This is a genomic window from Tsukamurella asaccharolytica, assembly GCF_007858435.1.
Lineage (GTDB): Bacteria > Actinomycetota > Actinomycetes > Mycobacteriales > Mycobacteriaceae > Tsukamurella > Tsukamurella asaccharolytica.
The window spans coordinates 50,716-69,443 of record NZ_VIGW01000011.1; the positions used below are offsets into that span (position 1 = coordinate 50,716).

Below are 18,728 nucleotides of genomic sequence, written 5' to 3' on the forward strand. Positions count from 1 at the left end.
CCGTGCGCCCGACGGGGAATCCGGACGACCGCGCCGAGGAGCGGACCGTCGGCGAACACCGCAGCGATGGCCCCATGGACGTGCTCCTGGTGACCGGCCTGTCCGGTGCCGGCCGCGGCACCGCGGCCAAGGTGCTCGAGGACCTCGGCTGGTACGTCGCCGACAACCTGCCGCCCGCCTTGATCAGCAGCATGGTCGACATCTCGCTGGCCGACGAGTCCCGGATCCACCGCTTGTGCATCGTGACCGACGTGCGCAGCCGCACCTTCACCGGCGATTTCGCGAACATCCGACGGGAGTTGGCGGAGAAGGACATCGAACCCCGCGTGCTCTTCCTCGACGCCTCCGACGAGACGCTGATCCGGCGGTTCGAGCAGGTGCGCCGCAAGCACCCGCTGCAGGGCAGCGGCACCCTCGCCGAGGGCATCGCCGCCGAGCGCCGCATTCTGCAGCCGATCCGCTCGACCGCCGACCTCGTGCTCGAAACCTCGACCCTGTCGGTGGCGCGGCTGCGCGAGACGATCGAGAACTCCTTCCGCACCCTGCGCACCGGCACGATCACCGTCACCGTCGAATCGTTCGGTTTCAAGAACGGGATCCTGCTGGACGCCGACATGGTGCTCGACGTGCGGTTCCTCCCGAACCCGTTCTGGGTGCCCGAGCTGCGCCCGCTCAACGGCCTTACCGACGAGGTCTCGGGGTACGTCCTGGGGCAGCCCGGCGCGTCCGACTTCCTCGACACCTACGCGCAGCTACTGGACCCGCTGCTCGCCGGTTACCGCCGCGAGGGCAAGACCTACCTCACCGTGGGCATCGGGTGCACCGGCGGCAAGCATCGCAGCGTCGCGATGGCCGAGGAGCTGGTGCGGCGGCTCGACGGCCGGCCGGGCATCGAAGTCCGTGCCGCGCATCGGGATCTGGGGCTCGAATGACGGCGCTGAAGCTGGCCTCCCTCGGCGGCGGCCACGGACTGTTCGCGACGCTGCGCGCGGGCCGCGCGTTGAGCGCGGAGATCACGGCCATCGTGACGGTCGCCGACGACGGCGGGTCCTCGGGCCGGCTGCGCAGCGAGCTCGGCATCATCCCGCCCGGCGACCTGCGCATGGCGCTGGCGGCGCTCATGCCCGACGACGACCGCGGCGAGTTCTGGGCGGGCATCCTGCAGCACCGTTTCGGCGGCGGCGGCGCGATGGCCGGGCATCCCGTCGGGAACCTGCTTCTGGCCGGCCTGTGCGAGGTCCTGGGCGACCCCGTCGACGCGCTCGACGCGATCGTCGACCGGTTCGGGGTCCAGGGGCGCGTCCTGCCGATGGTGCCGGGGCCCCTGCGGATCGAGGCCGACGTGACGGGGCTCGAGGACGACCCGCGCCTGTCGCGCGTGATCCGCGGGCAGGTCGCCGTGGCGGTGACCCCCGGGAAGGTGCGCCGGGTCCGGCTGCAGCCCGCGAACCCCGAGGCGTGCGTCGAGGCGGTGGAGGCGATCATGGCGGCCGACGTGGTCACGCTCGGCCCGGGCTCCTGGTTCAGCTCCGTCATCCCGCACGTGCTGGTGCCCGAGCAATTGGACGCGCTGCGGCGCACGAGCGCCCGGCGGGTGCTGATCCTGAACCTGGCGCCCGAGCCCGAGGAGACCGGCGGCTATTCCCCGGAGCGGCACCTGCACGTGCTGGCCGCCCATGCCGACGGTCTGCGCTTCGACGACGTCCTCGTCGACGCCCGGACGGTGCCCCCGGGCGCGGAGCGCGAGCACCTCATCCGAGCCACCGCGCTCCTGGGTGCGACGCCGCACTTCGTGGACGTCGGGGTGCCCGGGACGCACCAGCACGACCCCGAGGCGCTGGCAGCCGCGATCGCCGAAGTGACCTACAGTGAACTCTTGGACCGCGAATAGTCAACCTTTTCCTTTCCCGCCCGATGTAGTCGACATTTTCCCTAGGAGGGTCCAGCTGTGGCGCTGACATCCCAGGTCAAGGACGAGCTGAGCAGGCTCTCCATCACCCAGGTGAGCGCGCGCCGCGCCGAGGTCGCCTCGCTGCTGCGCTTCGCGGGCGGCCTGCACATCCAGGGCGGCCGGGTGATCGTCGAGGCCGAGGTCGACACGGGGATCACCGCTCGGCGGCTCCGCAAGGAGATCCTCGACCTGTACGGCTACAACTCGGACGTGCATGTGCTGAGCGCGGGCGGTCTGCGCAAGGCGGCCCGGTACATCGTCCGCGTGGTCAAGGACGGCGAGGCGCTCGCCCGGCAGACCGGCCTGCTCGACATGCGCGGACGCCCGGTGGTCGGGCTCCCGTCGCAGATCGTGGGCGGCTCGGTGCACGACGCGGAGGCCGCGTGGCGCGGCGCCTTCCTCGCGCACGGCTCGCTCACCGAGCCCGGCCGCTCGAGCGCGCTCGAGGTGTCCTGCCCGGGGCCGGAGGTGGCGCTGGCCCTCGTCGGCTGCGCGCGCCGGCTGGGCGTGACCGCCAAGGCGCGCGAGGTGCGCGGCGCCGACCGGGTCGTCGTCCGTGACGGCGAGGCCATCGGCGCGCTGCTCACCCGCATGGGCGCCAACGACACCCGCCTCATCTGGGAGGAGCGCCGCATGCGGCGCGAAGTGCGGGCCACCGCGAACCGTCTGGCGAACTTCGACGATGCGAACCTCCGCCGGTCGGCCCGGGCCGCCGTCGCGGCCGCCGCGCGCGTCGAGCGGGCGCTCGAGATCCTGGGCCCCGACGTGCCCGACCATCTGGCGCAGGCGGGCTCGCTGCGCGTGCAGCACCGTCAGGCATCCCTCGAGGAGCTCGGGCAACTCGCCGACCCGCCGATGACCAAGGACGCCGTCGCGGGCCGGATCCGCCGGCTGCTGTCGATGGCGGACAAGCGCGCCGCCGCCGACGGGGTGCCGGACACCGAATCGGCGGTCACCGCGGACATGCTCGACGAGGGCTGAGAACGCGCCGGAACGGGCACGAACGGCGCCGAACGGACACGGCGACAACCCAGCGGGGAGGTCGCTCGGGGGCTACCGTTGACGAGCAGGAATTCCTGACTCGAAGGAGCACCACAGTGACGGTTCGTGTAGGGGTCAACGGGTTCGGCCGCATCGGCCGGAACTTCTTCCGGGCGGTGGCGGCGCAGAAGGCGCTCGGCACCACCGACATCGAGATCGTGGCGGTCAACGACCTGACGGATAACGCCACACTGGCGCATCTGCTCAAGTTCGATTCGATCCTCGGCCGGTTCGACGCCGACATCGTGGCCGACGGCGACACCCTCCGCGTCGGCGATCAGAGCATCACCGCGCTCGAGGTCCGCGAGGGACCGTCGGCGCTGCCCTGGGGCGACCTCGGGGTCGACGTGGTGATCGAGTCGACCGGAATCTTCACCGCCCGGGACAAGGCGAAGGGGCATCTGGAGTCCGGCGCCAAGAAGGTCATCATCTCCGCGCCGGCCGCCGACGCCGACATCACCATCGTGATGGGCGTCAACGACGACAAGTACGACGGCAGCCAGGACGTCATCTCCAACGCCTCGTGCACGACGAACTGCCTCGGTCCGCTGGCGAAGGTCGTCAACGACGAGTTCGGCATCGTCAGCGGCCTGATGACCACGGTCCACGCGTACACGGCCGACCAGAACCTGCAGGACGGACCGCACCGCGATCTGCGCCGCGCGAGGGCCGCGGCGATCAACGTGGTGCCCACCTCCACCGGTGCGGCGAAGGCGATCGGCCTCGTCCTGCCCGAGCTCGAGGGCAAGCTCGACGGTTACGCGCTGCGCGTGCCGATCCCCACCGGCTCGGTCACCGACCTCACCGTCGAACTCGAGAAGAAGGCCGGCGTGGAGGAGATCAACGCCGCCATGAAGGCCGCCTCCGAGGGCGCGCTGAAGGGCATCCTGACGTACTACGACGCCCCGATCGTCTCCTCCGACATCGTCACGGATCCCGCGAGCTCGATCTTCGACGCGGGTCTGACCAAGGTCATCGGCGATCAGGCTAAGGTCGTGTCCTGGTACGACAACGAATGGGGCTACAGCAACCGCCTCGTGGACTTGACTGATCTGGTAGGTAAATCGCTCTGATGACCGTTTCCACTCTTTCCGACCTGCTGGCCGAGGGCGTCGAGGGACGCACCGTCCTGGTCCGCAGCGACCTGAACGTGCCGCTCGACGACGACGGCACCATCACCGACGCCGGTCGCATCATCGCTTCGGTCCCCACGCTGAAGGCCCTCGCCGAGGCCGGGGCGAAGGTGATCGTCGCCGCGCACCTGGGCCGCCCGAAGGGCGCGCCCGACCCGAAGTTCTCCCTCGCGCCGGTCGCGAAGGAACTGGGGGAGCGCCTGGGCCGCAACGTCCAGCTCGCCGGCGACGTCGTGGGTCAGGATGCGCTCGCGCGCGCCGAGGGTCTCACCGACGGTGACGTCCTCCTCCTCGAGAACGTGCGCTTCGACCCGCGCGAGACCAGCAAGGACGACGCCGAGCGCCAGGCGCTCGCCCGCGACCTCGCGGAGCTCATCGACGTCTCATCCCACGCCGGTGAGGGAGCCTTCGTCTCCGACGGCTTCGGCGTCGTGCACCGCAAGCAGGCCTCCGTCTTCGATGTCGCCACGCTGCTCCCGGCCTACGCCGGCGGCCTCGTCGACGCCGAGGTGCGGGTCCTCGCGCAGCTGACGGAGAACCCGTCGCGGCCCTACGCCGTGGTCCTCGGCGGCTCCAAGGTCTCCGACAAGCTCGGCGTCATCCGTGCGCTCGCCCCCAAGGTCGACACCCTGGTCATCGGCGGCGGCATGGCGTTCACCTTCCTCGCCGCGCAGGGCTACTCCGTGGGCGCCTCGCTGCTGCAGGAGGACCAGATCGGGACCTGCAAGCAGCTGCTCGAGGAGTTCGGCGACGTGCTGCACCTGCCGATCGACGTGGTGGTCGCGGACGCCTTCGCCGCCGACGCCGCACACAAGACCGTCGCCGCGGACGCCATCGAGGACGGTTGGATGGGCCTCGACATCGGCCCCGAGTCCGCGCAGCGCTTCGGCTCCGTGCTCGCGCAGGCCAAGACGGTCTTCTGGAACGGCCCCATGGGCGTCTTCGAGTTCCCGGCCTTCGCGGCCGGCACGAAGGCCGTGGCCGAGTCGGTCATCACGGCGACGCGCAACGGCGCGTTCACCGTGGTGGGCGGCGGCGACTCGGCCGCGGCCGTGCGCACGCTCGGTCTCGATGAGGACGGCTTCAGCCACATCTCCACCGGCGGCGGCGCGTCGCTGGAGTACCTCGAGGGCAAGGAGCTTCCGGGCCTGAAGGTGCTGGACAGGGGTGACGCATGAGTCGTAAGCCGCTCATCGCCGGCAACTGGAAGATGAACCTCAACCACCTCGAGGCGATCGCGGTGGTGCAGAAGTTGGCCTTCGCGCTGCCGGACAAGTACTTCGCGCACGTCGACGTGACGGTGATCCCGCCGTTCACAGACCTGCGCTCGGTGCAGACGGCCGTCGACGGCGACGACCTGAAGATCACGTACGGCGCCCAGGACCTCTCGCCGCACGACTCCGGCGCGTACACCGGCGACATCTCCGGAGCCTTCCTCGCCAAGCTCGGCTGCACCTACGTGATCGTCGGGCACAGCGAGCGCCGCACGATCCACGGCGAGACGAACGAGATCGTGCTGGCCAAGACCAAGGCGGCGCTGCGGCACGGCCTGACGCCGATCGTGTGCATCGGCGAGGGGCTCGATATCCGCGAGCAGGGCACCCACGTCGAGTACAACGTGGAGCAGCTCCGCGGCTCGCTCGCCGGGCTCACCGCCGAAGAGCTCTCCGCGACGGTCATCGCGTACGAGCCCGTCTGGGCGATCGGCACCGGCAAGGTGGCGACCCCGCAGGACGCGCAGGAGGTGTGCGCCGCGGTGCGTGGGACCATCGCCGAGCTCGGCGGCGCTGACGTGGCCGCGGGGATCCGCGTGCTCTACGGCGGTTCGGTGTCCAGCAAGAACGTGGGCGAGCTCGTCGCGCAGCCCGACGTGGACGGCGGTCTCGTGGGCGGGGCATCGCTCAAGCCCGACGAGTTCGCCGCGCTCAGCGCGATCGCGGCCGGCGGGCCGCTGTAGCCCGACGCGCGCACGCCCTGAACGACCGACGCCGACCGGAAGGTACACTGGATCCTCGTGGAAACATTGCAGCTGGTGCTGAAGATCGCCATCCTCGTGCTGAGCCTCGTGCTGGTGGTGCTCGTCCTGCTCCACCGCGGTAAGGGCGGCGGCCTGTCGTCGCTGTTCGGCGGCGGCGTGCAGTCGTCGTTGTCGGGCTCGTCGGTGGTGGAGAAGAACCTCGACCGGGTGACGATCTTCGTCGGGATCATCTGGACTGTGTGCATCGTCGGCGTCACCCTGAGCATCAAGCTCACGACCTGACGCGGTCGACCGTGCACGAACGGCGCCTCGAACCCCCAGGGGTTCGGGGCGCCGTCGTCGTTCCCGGGACCGGTGCCGGATCTCCGACCTCGGACGGACGACGCGGACGATTCGGCGGCGGTACTGTCGGGGCCATGACGGAGGCGGTTGTGCTCGACGAGAAGGCGACGGTGCTGGCGTTCCTCGCGAACATGGCGGACGGACGGGCGGAGGACGCCGTCGCCGCGTTCGCGGACGACGTGGTCTACACGAACGTGGGCCTAGCCACCCTGCGCGGGCGGGAGCGCGCGGCGCGCGTGATCCGGCTGCTCGCGCACCCCGCCCTCGGCTTCGGCGTCGAGGTCACGTCCATCGCGTCCGACGGTGCCGTCGTGCTCACCGAGCGCATCGACGAGCTGCGGGTGGGTCCCTTGGCCGTCCGGTTCTGGGTGTGCGGCCGGTTCGACGTCCGGGACGGCAAGATCGCGCTGTGGCGGGACTACTTCGATAACCTGGACATCGCCAAGGGTGTCGTGCGAGGTGTGCTGGCGCTGGCGTTCCCCGGCGCGCAGCGCACGATGACGCCGCTGCAGCGCTGAGCCGTCTCGAGGATCAGGGATAGGCAGTGGTTCCGGTGGGGCCCGAAGTGTTCGACAGCAGCTTGGCCGCGCAGCGGTTCCGGTCCAGGCCGTTCTGGCGGCACCACGCCACTGCGGGAGCGGAATCGGTGAAGGCGTAGGCGGCGAGGATCGGCACCCAGGAGGTCCGGCCATCGAACACGGGCCAGTCACCGCTGTAGAGCACCTTGACCGCGCCGTACTTGCCCTCGAAGTAGCCGATTTCGCTCAGGATGTCGGCTTCGAACCACTGCTTGCCGTCGTCCGTCACGCCTGCGTACTTCGAGGCCAGCTGGATGACCCAGCGGTTGTTCATGGTCGCCAGGACGGACGGCCTGTCGGCGGCCGCCCGCGTCTGGAGCGCGACGAGCGGATCCGCGGGCGCGGTGGTCGTGGGCGGCGCCGTGGTCGCCAGTGCGCCGGTCGGGACGTGCGACGGGGCGGTCGCGGTGGCGGTGACCCGCACAGTGGAGGCGGGTACGGTCTTGCGGTCGGTCAGGGCGACGTAGCCCAGTACCGCCGTCGCGCCGACGAGGATCGCCGCGACCGTGGCGAGGATCGGCACCGTGCGGCTCCTCGCGGGCGGCGGCTGCTGCTGGTAGGCCGGGGCGACCGGGTAGGACGGCGCCTGCGGATACGACGCCCGCGGGTACGAGACCTGCTGCTGCGCCGGTCGATACGACGGCGCGACGGGGTACGAGGTCGGCGGCACCGGCCGCGAGATCACCGTGGGGTCCGACAGCGCCGCGACGGGACGGATCACCGTCCGGTCGTCGTCCGGGCCGGGTAGCGGCACGTCGACGCTGTGGCCGGCGAGCGCCTGCCGGGCGGCCGCGGCGAGCTCACCGCACGAGGCGAAGCGCTCGGCCGGCTCCTTCGCCATGCCCCGGGCGACGACGGCGTCCATCGCGGCGGGCACCTGTACCTCGGCGCCGGGGCGGGGGATCGGCGAGGTGAGGTGCTGCCTGAGCATCGCACCCAGCGACTCACCCCGGTACGGCGCGTGACCGGTCAGGGCCTCGAACAGGACGCAGGCCAGGGAGTACACGTCGCTCGCGACGGTGGCCGCGTCGCCCTCGAACCGTTCGGGGGCCGCATAGGCCTGCGATCCGACGAACAGCCCCGCCGACGTCATCCGGGACTGCGTATCGGATACCGCGAGGCCGAAGTCGAGAAGGTACGGGAACCCCGACTCGGTGAGTTCGATATTGGCGGGCTTGACGTCCCGGTGCACGAGGCCCTTCGCGTGCGCGGCGTCGAGCGCGCCCGCAACCTGCTCGACGAGCGCGACGGCCCGGGACGGCGGCAGCGGACCGTCGTGCAGGATCTCCGCGAGATTGCGGCCCTCGACCAGGCGCATGTCGATGAACAGCACCCCGTCGACCTCGCCGAAGTCGTGGATGGGGATGACGTGCGGGTCGGCGAGCCGCGCCACCGTCTGCGATTCGCGGGTGAATCGCTCGCGGAACTGCGGATCCTCCGCTGCGGAGGCGTGCAGGAGCTTGAGTGCCACCTCGCGATCGCGCCGCTCGTCGTGCGCGCGGTAGACCTCGCCCATCCCCCCGCGGCCGAGCAATGTGCCGATCGCGTACGGGCCCAGCCTGGTGCCGGTCCGTGTTCCCTCGCCGCTCATGATCCCCCTCCGGTCGGTCGATTCGCTGATCGTAGTTGCAGGCACTGACACGGTGGTTGTCACCAGTACCGCGTCGATCCCTGGGGGCTCGCAGTGCTCGAGACCAGTTTTGCGAAGCAATGGTCGCGGTCGAATCCGTTACTGCGGCACCATTGGTTCGCCTCGTCGGGCCCGGGGAAGGTCGCGGCCGCGACGCTCACCCACCAGCCCTGGTAGTTGAAGACCGGCCACTCGTCGGAGTACAGCAGGCGCACGTCCGCGAACCGCAGGCGCAGTGCGAGGAACTCGTCGAGGATGGACTTCTCGTCCCACGTGCGTCCGTCGGCCACCAGTCCGACCCGCTTGCTCGAGAGCTGCGCGACCCAGCGGTTGTTGAGGCTCCCCAGTATGAAGGACTTGTCGCTATCGGCCTGGATGCGCAGCGCACTGAGCCCCGACATCGGGTTCAGGCCGGTCTGCGGTCCGGGACCGGATGCCGCGATCGGGGGGTCAGACGGTGCCGGGACCTTCGCTCTGCCCGCCCCCTCCGGCTGCACGCAGTCGACGAGGTAGCTGTGCCCGCCGCTGCCGCTCGCACCTGATCCGCCGCTCGAGGGTCCGGGGAGTGTGTCCGGGGTGCGGAAGAACTGGCCGTGCTTGAACAGCAGGTCGACGGTAGTGCCGGACGTGCCCTCCTCGGAGCCGGAGCCGGTGCCGGGCTTGGGGACGCCGACGGGGTTCGCGGCGAAGTCGAAGGAGCCGCTCGCGATGGGGCCTGTGGAGTCGGAGATCGTCACCGTCGTGCCCGACGAGGTCAGGGCGTCGCCGCCTGGGCAGGTGGCGGTCACCTTCATGGTGACTACCAGGCCTCCCGATTCCGTGCGGAACTTCTGCGGTGTGAACACCGGTTTGCTGCCGCAGCGGGTGTAGTACGAGTCGTCACTCGAGTTCTTGGCGGCGGTACCGGTGTTGCGGCTGCCCGGTGCACTCGCGGCGCCGCCCGTCGCCGTGTAGCCGATGATCCCGTCGTTCGTTTGGAAGACGAGAGTGCCACCCGCCGCCGCCAGTGTGCCGCCCTTCGTGTCCATCGGGACCGGTGCCCGCCACTGCTCCCGGCCGGTGTGCAGATCGACGGCGACGATCGACCCGTTGGTGATGTACATGACGTGACGTCCGTCGGTCACGGGGTCGCGGAAGCCGCCCGGGTCGGCGGCCCGCAGCTCTCGCCCCGACTCTGTGTCCATGCCGCGTAGTCGACCGTCGTGGGTCACGACGGTGACGTCGTCGGCGACGATGTGTACCTGGGGAGAGTTGCTGAGCGCGGAGCTCCACCGTGCCTGATCGCCGATGTACAGCTTGCCGTCGACCAGGAACGGCGCGGCGATATCGGGACCGACGACCTCGGGGACTTCCACAGAGCTGGCGGGGAACGTGCGTTGCGTGCCGGACGGCGCCGTGTGGACGACGTCCCGCGACGTTACCGATGTCAGGTCTTTGCCGGTCGTCGTCGAGGTGACGAGTCCACCGTCGGGCAGTGGTTCGCGCCCGTAACCGGCTCTGGTGAAGAGCATCTCGCCAGTGTCGGCACGAAAATGGGTGATAGCTCCACCGCTCTGCAGGGCGACGAGCGAATCGGTCACGGTGAGTCCCCACGCGTCGCCGCTGCCGAACCCCTCCGCGGGGTCGAACGTGTTCCGGAAGAGGACCTTTCCGGAGAGGTCGTACCGAATGAGAGCCCGTTGCTGCCCCGACCCGCCGCGCGAGCCGGCGAAGACGGCCAGTCGACCGATGCCGATGATTTGGCTGCTGGAGTCCAACGACGCGATCGAGCGACGTTCGCCGGTGTTCGTGTCGACGATGACCACCTCCGGGCTCGTCTGCGGCGAGGAGATGCAGGCGATCGCGCCTGCGACGATGCGCTCCGAGCAGGTACCGAAGGTCCCCGGCACGGTGCGCGTCTGTCCGGTCACCGTATCGACGAGGACCAGCCGCGACGAGTCGCCGGCGCCGACGAAGACCGCCATGATCGAGCCGTTCTCGTTCAGGGCACGATTCGCGACCATGTAGGTCTTGTCCTGCCCCGCGACACCGACGATCTGCTGCGCGTCGTGCCCGGTCGCCGCTGCGGTCACCTTCCAGGAAACGGACGGGGCGGTCGGGAATTCCGACGTGAGCTGTCCCGGGACCGGGCCGGAGGCATCGTCGGCCGCATGGGAGGTGAACCACCAGATCCCGCCGGCCACGAGGGCCAGCACGCACGCGACCGACACCCCGGCGAGGATCCAAGTGAGGGCGGACCGTCGGGCACGGGCGGGCGGAGGGGGTGGCGTCCGGCCGTACCCGTATTGCGGATTCTGCTGCGGGCCGTACGGGAACCGTTGGCCTCCGGGCAAAGTCATGCCTCCACCCGATCAAGAAAACGGCGCCCGGACAATCATCCGATCGGATGACAGCCGGGCGCCGCCTGAGGAACCGCGTCGCGTTTACAGGGTGCGCGCGATGATCTCCTTCATGATCTCATTGGTGCCGGCGTAGATCATCTGGACGCGGTTGTCGACCCAGAAGCGCGCCGCCGGGTACTCGGCCATGTAGCCGTAGCCGCCGAACAACTGCAGGCACTCGGACGCGACCTCCTGGGCGCGGTCCGAGGTCCACCACTTCGCCATGGCGACGGTCGGGATGTCGAGCTCGCCCTTGACGTGCTTCTCGATGCAGTCGTCCACGAAGACGCGCGCGATGGTGGCCTCGGTGAGCGCCTCGGCGAGCTTGAACTTGGTGTTCTGGAAGCCGAAGATGGGGCGGCCGAAGGCCTCGCGCTCCTTGGTGTAGCGCAGGGTCTCCTCGAAGATGACCTCCATGCCGGCGACGCAGGCCTGGCCGATGATCAGGCGCTCCTGCGGCAACTGCTGCATGAGCTGGTAGAAGCCCTGGCCCTCCTGGGTGCCGAGGAGGTTCTCGACGGGCACGTGCACGTCGTCGAAGAACAACTCGGAGGTGTCCTGACCCTTCTGACCGATCTTGTTGAGGATGTTGCCCTTGCGGAAGCCCTCGCGGTCGGCCTCGACGAGGACCAGCGAGATGCCGGCGGCGCCCTGATCGGGGTCGGTCTTGCAGACGAGGACGACGATGTCGGCCTGCTGGCCGTTCGTGATGAAGGTCTTGCTGCCGTTGATGACGTACTCGCCGCCGGTCTTGATGGCGCGGGTCTTCACGTTCTGCAGGTCCGAGCCGGTGCCGGGCTCCGTCATCGCGATGGCGCCGACGGCCTCGCCCGAGGCCATCTTCGGAAGCCAGGTCTGCTTCTGCTCCTCCGTGCCGTACGCGAGGATGTAGTGCGCGACGATGCCGTTGTGCAGGGAGACGCCCCAGCTGGTGTCGAACGCCTGCGCCTGCGCGGCGATGAGCACGGACTCGTGGCGGAAGTCGCCGCCCCCGCCGCCGTACTCCTCGGGGATCGACAGGCACAGCAGGCCCAGCTGGCCGGCCTTGTTCCAGAGGTCGCGGTCCACATGGTGCTGCTCGGCGAACTTCTCGATGTTGGGGACGAGTTCCTTCGCCAGGAACTTGTCCGCGAGGTCGCGAAGGGCGTCGAGCTCCTCGTTCATCCAACTCGAGCGGCGGCGTGCGGCCATCAGTGACCACCTTTCTGCAGGGGAGTCTGCGGGCTTGTTGAACATCACTTAATCAGAACCGCATCGACGAAAACAAGCACGGATGACTGATTCGCGGTTAATCTCCTGGTCAGCGCCTGCCACCGGCGTGGTGCCGTGCTGCGCTCCTAGGATCGTCACGTGCAGACGGTCGCGGGTGCCGGTGGCACCCTGCGCGGGGTGCTCCACTGGGAGCAGAGAGCGCTCAGGCGTATCGGCGTGGGCCTGCTCTTCAACCTCGCGCTCGCCTTCGGGTGGCTCCTCTTCGACCCCCTTGAGTACACCGCGCACACGGAGATCCCGGTCATCGTCGTGTACTTCGTCACCTTCGTCCTCGCCGACTCGGCGACCACCAACATGCTCGCGGACCAGGCCGCGGTGAGGTCCGGGAGGTCGACGGGGTTCGGCGCGAGCCTCGGGGTCGTCGTCGCCCGGAACGTGACCCTCTTCCTGGCGCTCGGCGTGCCGCTCGTCGCGGCGACGGTGACCCTGGTCGCGCTCACGGGGCACGGCGGCGCCACGCCCATCGCGGTCTCGTCCGTGCTGATGCAGGTGTTCGTGTGGCTCGGGATCTGCTCGATCCTGGCCGCGCTGTTCCCCGTGACCGCGGCGAGCCCGCTCGCCTGGTGGCGCGATCGCCGGAACCCACGGGTGACGGCCTGGCGCGCCTTCGCCGCGCTCGCGCCCTACGCGCTGCTCTGGGTGCTCGTGCCGGCCGATGGGCGGCGGCGGCTCCCCGGCATGGGTGCGGTGCATCGCAGAACGACCGGTGCCCAGCCACTGGATCACGTGCATCAGGCCGTCACCGCGGTACTCGTGGGACTGCTGCTGTGGGGTGTGGGCATCGGGATCGGCGCCGGCATCGTGCGGATCCGGAACTGGCGGCCGCGGGCGTGAGCCGTCCACCTGCGGCGATGCGAGTTCGGAACCGTTCGCCGCGCCGGTGCGTCTAATTGATGCGGAGGAAAAACCAACGAGATCGGGGGAACGAGTTGGGCACCACACCGCAGTTCTGGTCGGACGCCGCTGATGCGGAGAGGACGTCCGAGCAGGCGCACGAGGTTCGTGAGCGATTGGCCCGCGTTTCGGGCACCGGGACGGCCGCACGGGGGGACGTGCGGGTCACCGTCGGAATGGGGGGACGGCTCACGGGCGTGGTGATCGCGGGACGCGCGACGGAGTATTCGGGGGAGGCTCTGAGCGCGGAGATCATGACGGCGGCCTCCCTGGCTGCGAAAGCGGCGGCCAGGGAGGTCCACTCGATCGCCACCGAGTTCTATCCGGGACTCGACTTCTGGGATCACTACCCGAGGGAGGCGGAGCGATGACGGACTGTGTGATCTCACCCGACACCGCCGATTCGCATGAGCGCGCACTGACCACGATCGCGGCGACCGTGAGCTCGGCCGGGACGACGTCGTCGTCCCATCGCGTCGGTGAGGGTGACTACGGCGCCCTGTTCGGGTGGCTGGCGACCCGGGTGAATCAAGCCCTCGAGGACCTCACGGAAGCGGTCTCCAGGCACAGTGGCGAGCTGGAGACACATCGCACCGAGTTCCGACGGAACATCACGGTGAACCAGGAGACGGACCGGGGCGGCGCGGCCGCGTTGACGGAAACAGGGCGACGGTGAGCGGCGACGGCGTGCTCGGCACCGTCGGCGACGCCGTCGCCGGGGTACCGCTCGCCGAGGCCGTGGTCGATGCCGCGGAAGCGGTGGTCGAGGATCAGAGCGCGATGGGGCTGCTCGCGGCGGTCGTGAGTATCGGCTCCGAAGTGAGCAGCGCAGTGCAGGATCCCATAGGCACCTTCTTCTCCTCGGGCGTGGGCTGGGTCATCGAGGCGATCCCGGCGCTCAGGTCGTCTCTGGACGCGGTCTCCGGAAATCCGGACACGATCGAGGACCTGCGCGAACTCTGGACCGAGGAGGTCGCCACTCCGCTCGCCGGTGTCGCCGACGCGGTGCGGGCCGCCTCGTCCGCTACGGCGTCCGGCTGGACGGGCGCCGATGCCGATGCCTACCGCACCGCCACGACCGCTCTCGCCGAGCACAGCGCGGCCCTCGGCACTGCGGCGAGAGCCACCGCGACGGGCGTGAGCATCGCGGGGGCTCTCGTCGTCGAGGTCCGCAACTTCATCAGAGACGAGCTCGCGTCCCTCGCGGTGTGGGCCGCCGCGAATTATGCGGCCGCCGCTGCGTCGTCGGTGCCGACCGGCGGTGCGTCCGTGGTGGCGGCGACGAACTCGATCCTCCTGCGCGGCGCTACGCTCGCGCAGAAGTTCGCCGGGGTGCTGCGCACGCTCACGACCAAGTTGGAGGCCCTCGCCGCCAAGTTCTCTGCCCTCGGCACGGCCGCGCGGGCCCTGCGGCGCGCCGGTACTGGCATCGACGGCGTCGCTGCGGCGACGACCCGCGCGGTCAACGACGGCGTGGTCGCCCGAACCGCCCTAGAGCTCGCCGGGGGAAGCCCTGTGTCCTCGCTCGGCGAGGTCGGCGCGTCAGCGGGGACCAGTGGGATCAAAGTCCTGGGCGACGGGTGGTCGGCGTGGTCCGGCACAGCGCCCACCTAGTACCTGCGGCAGGATGACGGGGTGACCATCGCAGCTGCGCGTGACCTGGTGATCCTGGACGTCCCGGAGGAGGCGCGGGCCGCGCACGCGCGGCTGCTCGGCGCCGATCCAGCGGAGCGCTACTCCGCGGGCGGGATCGACGTCGCGGTCGGCGCACCGTCGTGGGCGCGCGGGTCGGGCCTGCTCGTCGCTACCGATGCCGTCGCCCCAGCGGTGCAGCTCGCCGAGCGACGCGGGCTTCGACTGACGGACGTCGGGATCGGATTCGCCGGTGCGGCAGACGGTCTCGTGCTCGGCCTCGTCGGCCCGTCGGAGCCGGCAGCCGAGCCCGGCGCGGAGATCACGGGCGTCGACCACATCGTGCTGACGTCACCGAACCGCGACCGGATCATCGCCGCGCTGTGCGGTCGGCTCGATTTCGACCTGCGCCTGGACCGGGTGCAGTCCTGGGGCGTGCACCAGCTGTTCCTCCGCCGCGGCGACCTCCTGATCGAGGTCGTCCTGCAGGAGGGCGAGAACGTCGATCCGGCCGGCCCGGACGGCCTGTGGGGCGTGGCCTGGCGCACTGCGGACGCGGACGCGACCCACGCCCGCTTGACCGGGCAGGGCATCACCGTGAGCGACGTGCGGCGCGGCGCCAAGCCCGGCACGCGCGTCGCGACCGTGAAGGACCCCGGGCTGGGGATCCCGACGATCGTGCTGGAGCAGTCCTAGCCGGTCTCAGCCGAGATCGGAGGCGGCGGCACCGTCGAGGTACCAGACCGTCTCCTCGGAACCGTGCGCGCCGGCGCAGGGCCAGTCCTCAGGCGACGCCCCGCCGACCCCCGCCGCCACCGCCTCGGCCTTCTCGGCGCCGGAGACGAGCAGCCACACGCGGCGCGCGGCACCGACGGCCGGCAGCGTCAGCGTGAGGCGCCGCGGCGGCGGCTTCGGGGACTCGCGCACCGAGACCACCACCGCCTCGGTCTCGCGCACCGCATCGGTGTCGGGGAAGAGCGAGTTGATGTGGCCCTCGCCGCCCATGCCGAGCAGGTGCACGTCGAACCGCGGCACCGTGCCCTCGCCGGCGGTGACGGCGTTGTTGCGCGCGGCCGCGTTGTCCGCCAGGCGCTTCGCGTACACGCGGGCGGCCAGCGCGCCATCACCGCTGAACTCGTCGGCGGCGGGCATGCGGTAGACGTTCGCGTCTGGGATCGGCACGTGCGCGAGCAGGGCGTCCTCGGCCTGCAGCACGTTGCGGTCGGGGTCGTCGCCCGCGACGAAGCGCTCGTCGCCGAAGAAGATATCGATCCGCGACCAGTCGATCACCCTGTCGCGCAGCGCCGCCGAGAGGGCGTTGCCGTTGGTGCCGCCGGTCAGGACGATCGACGCGAAGCCGCGGTCGGCCTGCGCCTGTTCGATCACCGCGACCAGGTCGTCGGCGGCCGCCGCCACGAGGGCGTCGGCGTCGTCGAACGTGCGGACGGTGGGCTCGGTCATCAGGGCATCTCCGATCGGTCCACGTCGGACACGCCGCCCAACGCCGTGTAGTAGATGTCGTCGTCGTCGAGCCGGCGCAGCTCCTCCGCGAGGCAGTCCGCCACGTCCCGCCGCCGGATCGCAACCCGGCCGTCGGGCTGGCCGGGCCGCACCAGCACCGCGGTGGAGTTCTGGTCGAACTCGAGGCGCAGCGGTCCGCCCGCGCGGTCGAGCTGCACCTCGAAGCTGCCGGCCCGGCGGCGCACGGGGACGTCGAGCTGCGCCCGCAGCCAGCCCGCGAGCAGGTCGATGCCGGGGCTGTTCGACGGTCCCGTGACCACCGCGGAGGTGATCGGCTCGAACGGCGGCTGGTCCAGCGCCGACGCCAGGAGCGCGCGCCACGGGGTGATCCGCGACCACGCGAGGTCCGAGTCGCCGGGGGCGAATCCGTCGCGGCGTCCGGCCAGGACGGCCACGGAATCGTCGGAGGCGGTGGCGTCAGTGATGCGGCGCGTGGCGAGTGCGCCCACCTTGTCGGCGGAGGGCACCGCGGGGGCCGCGCCGGGCCACCAGGCGACGACGGGCGTGTCCGGGAGCAGGAATGGCACCACGACGGAGGCGCCGTGGTCGGCGAGCTCACCGAACAGGCGCAGCACCACGACCTCCGAGGCGCCGGCATCGCCGCCGACGCGGATCTGCGCGTCGAGACGGGTCCGCTCGGCACGCGGGCCGCGGGCGACCACGATCACGCGGCACGGGTGCTCGCGCGACGCGGCGTTCGTCGCCTCGATGGCGCTCTCGGTGGGCTCGCCCTCCTCGGCGGAGATGATGAGCGTCAGCACGCGGCCCAGGGTGACCGCGCCGCCGGACTCGCGCAGGCGCACGAGCTGTTTGGAGACGTCCTGGGTGGAGGTGTCCGGAAGGTCGAGAATCATGGGCGCCGCCACGTCCTTCCGGTCCGGGCCAGCATCGCGTCGGCCGACTCCGGGCCCCACGACCCGGACTCGTACTCCTCGGGCCGGCCGCCCTCGGCCCACAGTGCGAGCACGGGATCGAGGATCTTCCACGACAGCTCGACCTCGGCGTTCACCGGGAACAGCGAGGGTTCGCCGAGCAGCACGTCCAGGATCAGCCGCTCGTAGGCCTCGGGCGAGCTCTCGGTGAAGGCTTCGCCGTAGCTGAAGTCCATGTTGACGTCGCGGACCTCCATCGAGCTGCCCGGCACCTTCGAACCGAAGCGGAGCGTGACGCCCTCGTCGGGCTGCACGCGGATGACGAGCGCGTTCTGGCCCAGCTCCTCGGTCATGGTGTCGTCGAAAGGCAGGTGCGGGGCGCGCTTGAACATCAGCGCGATCTCGGTGACGCGGCGCCCCAGCCGCTTGCCCGTGCGGAGGTAGAAGGGCACGCCCGCCCAGCGGCGCGAGGCGATCTCGACGGTGATCGCGGCGTAGGTCTCCGTGGTCGAGGTCTCGCTGAAGCCCTCCTCCTCGAGCAGGCCCACGACCTTCTCGCTCCCCTGCCAGCCGGGCCCGTACTGGCCGCGCGCGGAGGTCTCGGCGAGCGGCACGACGGGCGAGCTCGCCGAGAGCACCTTGATCTTCTCCGCCTGCAGCTCCGCCGGGTGGAAGCTGGTCGGTTCCTCCATCGCGACCAGCGCCATGAGCTGCAGCAGATGGTTCTGGATGACGTCCCGGGCGGCGCCGATGCCGTCGTAGTAGCCGGCGCGGCCGCCGAGGCCGATGTCCTCGGCCATGGTGATCTGGACGCTGTCTACGTAGTGGCTGTTCCACGTCGGCTCGAACAACTGGTTCGCGAAGCGCAGCGCCAGGATGTTCTGCACCGTCTCCTTGCCGAGGTAGTGGTCGATCCGGAAGACCGAATGCTCGTCGAAGACGTCGTTGACCACGGCGTTGAGCTTCTGGGCGGACTCGAGATCGTGCCCGAAGGGCTTCTCGATCACCACGCGCCGCCAGCCCTCCGACTGGTCGGCCAGGCCCGAGCGCTTGAGCTGCTCACAGACCGTGGGGAAGGCGTCCGGCGGGATGGAGAGGTAGAACGCGGTGTTGCCGCCGGTGCCCCGCTCGGCGTCCAGGTCGGCCAGCGTCGCCGAGAGCCGGTCGAAGGCGTCGTCGTCGTCGAACTCGCCCTGGACGAACCGGATGCCCTCGGCCAGTCGCTCCCAGACGTCCTCGCGGAACTCGGTGCGTGAGTGCGCCTTCGCGGCCTCCCGCACCGTCGCGGCGAAATCCTCGTCGGTCCACGGGCGGCGGCCGAAGCCCACCAGTGAGAAGCCGGGCGGGAGCAGGCCGCGGTTGGCCAGGTCGTACACCGCGGGCATCAGTTTGCGCCGGGACAGGTCGCCGGTGACACCGAAGATCACCAGGGACGAGGGCCCCGCGATCCTCGGTAGTCGTCGATCGCGGGGGTCCCTGAGCGGGTTCGTCCAGGTCACCGGT

19 protein-coding genes are annotated in these 18,728 nt (G+C 70.5%); 13 read left to right on the plus strand and 6 right to left on the minus strand.

Going from position 1 to position 18,728, the window contains the following annotated elements; translation table 11 throughout:
* The first annotated feature begins 74 nt into the window (after positions 1 to 74).
* The 8 genes from rapZ (at position 75) to FK529_RS16345 (ending at position 6,963) form a co-directional block, all read left to right on the plus strand.
* The gene (gene rapZ, locus FK529_RS16310) at positions 75 to 932 is read left to right on the plus strand and encodes an RNase adapter RapZ (protein WP_146563243.1); all 858 of its coding nucleotides are present in this window, start codon (positions 75 to 77) and stop codon (positions 930 to 932) included.
* Positions 929 to 1,891: a gluconeogenesis factor YvcK family protein gene (locus FK529_RS16315; RefSeq protein WP_146563147.1), complete on the plus strand. Its 963-nt coding sequence runs from the start codon at positions 929 to 931 to the stop codon at positions 1,889 to 1,891. The genes rapZ and FK529_RS16315 overlap by 4 nt, the downstream gene beginning before the upstream one ends.
* Positions 1,892 to 1,954: 63 nt before the next feature.
* Positions 1,955 to 2,932: a DNA-binding protein WhiA gene (gene whiA / locus FK529_RS16320; protein WP_193559720.1), complete on the plus strand. Its 978-nt coding sequence runs from the start codon at positions 1,955 to 1,957 to the stop codon at positions 2,930 to 2,932.
* A gap of 116 nt (positions 2,933 to 3,048) precedes the next feature.
* Positions 3,049 to 4,065 (plus strand): type I glyceraldehyde-3-phosphate dehydrogenase, encoded by a 1,017-nt coding sequence (gene gap / locus FK529_RS16325; RefSeq protein WP_146563151.1) that lies wholly within the window; start codon positions 3,049 to 3,051, stop codon positions 4,063 to 4,065.
* Positions 4,065 to 5,303 carry a phosphoglycerate kinase gene (locus FK529_RS16330; protein WP_146563154.1) on the plus strand — a complete coding sequence of 413 codons (1,239 nt, stop codon included), beginning with the start codon at positions 4,065 to 4,067 and terminating at the stop codon, positions 5,301 to 5,303. Before gap ends, FK529_RS16330 begins: the two co-directional genes overlap by 1 nt.
* A complete protein-coding gene (gene tpiA, locus FK529_RS16335) occupies positions 5,300 to 6,082 on the plus strand; it encodes a triose-phosphate isomerase (RefSeq protein WP_146563156.1) in 783 nt (260 codons plus the stop codon). Before FK529_RS16330 ends, tpiA begins: the two co-directional genes overlap by 4 nt.
* Before the next feature lie 66 nt (positions 6,083 to 6,148).
* Complete coding sequence (gene secG / locus FK529_RS16340) at positions 6,149 to 6,385, plus strand: preprotein translocase subunit SecG (protein WP_146563245.1); 237 nt, start codon at positions 6,149 to 6,151, stop codon at positions 6,383 to 6,385.
* Between the two features lie 134 nt (positions 6,386 to 6,519).
* Positions 6,520 to 6,963, plus strand: a complete 444-nt coding sequence (locus tag FK529_RS16345) for a limonene-1,2-epoxide hydrolase family protein (protein WP_146563158.1) — start codon at positions 6,520 to 6,522, stop codon at positions 6,961 to 6,963.
* 13 nt (positions 6,964 to 6,976) lie between these two features.
* On the opposite strand, the gene FK529_RS16350 is transcribed toward FK529_RS16345, so the two are convergent.
* The 3 genes from FK529_RS16350 to FK529_RS16360 all read right to left on the minus strand — a co-directional run bounded on the left by FK529_RS16350 (position 6,977) and on the right by FK529_RS16360 (position 12,225).
* Positions 6,977 to 8,614: a serine/threonine-protein kinase gene (locus tag FK529_RS16350; RefSeq protein ID WP_146563160.1), complete on the minus strand. Its 1,638-nt coding sequence runs from the start codon at positions 8,612 to 8,614 to the stop codon at positions 6,977 to 6,979.
* A gap of 59 nt (positions 8,615 to 8,673) precedes the next feature.
* Complete coding sequence (locus FK529_RS16355) at positions 8,674 to 10,992, minus strand: outer membrane protein assembly factor BamB family protein (protein ID WP_146563162.1); 2,319 nt, start codon at positions 10,990 to 10,992, stop codon at positions 8,674 to 8,676.
* 84 nt (positions 10,993 to 11,076) lie between these two features.
* Positions 11,077 to 12,225, minus strand: coding sequence for an acyl-CoA dehydrogenase family protein (locus FK529_RS16360; RefSeq protein ID WP_146563164.1), 1,149 nt, complete (start codon positions 12,223 to 12,225; stop codon positions 11,077 to 11,079).
* A 159-nt stretch (positions 12,226 to 12,384) separates the two neighbouring features.
* Between FK529_RS16360 and FK529_RS16365 the strand changes: the two genes are divergently transcribed.
* The 5 genes from FK529_RS16365 to FK529_RS16385 all read left to right on the plus strand — a co-directional run bounded on the left by FK529_RS16365 (position 12,385) and on the right by FK529_RS16385 (position 15,528).
* Positions 12,385 to 13,140, plus strand: a complete 756-nt coding sequence (locus FK529_RS16365) for a hypothetical protein (protein WP_146563166.1) — start codon at positions 12,385 to 12,387, stop codon at positions 13,138 to 13,140.
* A 95-nt stretch (positions 13,141 to 13,235) separates the two neighbouring features.
* On the plus strand, positions 13,236 to 13,571 hold the full coding sequence (locus tag FK529_RS16370; RefSeq protein ID WP_158635140.1) for a YbaB/EbfC family nucleoid-associated protein: 336 nt from the start codon (positions 13,236 to 13,238) through the stop codon (positions 13,569 to 13,571).
* Positions 13,568 to 13,876, plus strand: coding sequence for a hypothetical protein (locus tag FK529_RS16375; protein WP_146563170.1), 309 nt, complete (start codon positions 13,568 to 13,570; stop codon positions 13,874 to 13,876). Before FK529_RS16370 ends, FK529_RS16375 begins: the two co-directional genes overlap by 4 nt.
* Positions 13,873 to 14,814 (plus strand): WXG100-like domain-containing protein, encoded by a 942-nt coding sequence (locus FK529_RS16380; protein ID WP_146563172.1) that lies wholly within the window; start codon positions 13,873 to 13,875, stop codon positions 14,812 to 14,814. The genes FK529_RS16375 and FK529_RS16380 overlap by 4 nt, the downstream gene beginning before the upstream one ends.
* 21 nt (positions 14,815 to 14,835) lie before the next feature.
* Positions 14,836 to 15,528: a VOC family protein gene (locus tag FK529_RS16385; RefSeq protein WP_231703140.1), complete on the plus strand. Its 693-nt coding sequence runs from the start codon at positions 14,836 to 14,838 to the stop codon at positions 15,526 to 15,528.
* Positions 15,529 to 15,534: 6 nt separating this feature from the next.
* Here the strand turns inward: FK529_RS16385 and pgl are convergent, their stop codons facing one another.
* Genes pgl through zwf form a run of 3 tightly spaced genes read right to left on the minus strand, consistent with a single transcriptional unit; the run spans position 15,535 to position 18,724 of the window.
* Positions 15,535 to 16,293: a 6-phosphogluconolactonase gene (pgl, locus tag FK529_RS16390; protein WP_146563174.1), complete on the minus strand. Its 759-nt coding sequence runs from the start codon at positions 16,291 to 16,293 to the stop codon at positions 15,535 to 15,537.
* Entirely contained in the window at positions 16,293 to 17,207 is a 915-nt protein-coding gene (locus tag FK529_RS16395) for a glucose-6-phosphate dehydrogenase assembly protein OpcA (RefSeq protein ID WP_146563177.1), read from the minus strand. Before FK529_RS16395 ends, pgl begins: the two co-directional genes overlap by 1 nt.
* Positions 17,204 to 18,724, minus strand: a complete 1,521-nt coding sequence (gene zwf / locus FK529_RS16400) for a glucose-6-phosphate dehydrogenase (protein ID WP_146563179.1) — start codon at positions 18,722 to 18,724, stop codon at positions 17,204 to 17,206. Before zwf ends, FK529_RS16395 begins: the two co-directional genes overlap by 4 nt.
* Between the last annotated feature and the right edge of the window lie 4 nt (positions 18,725 to 18,728).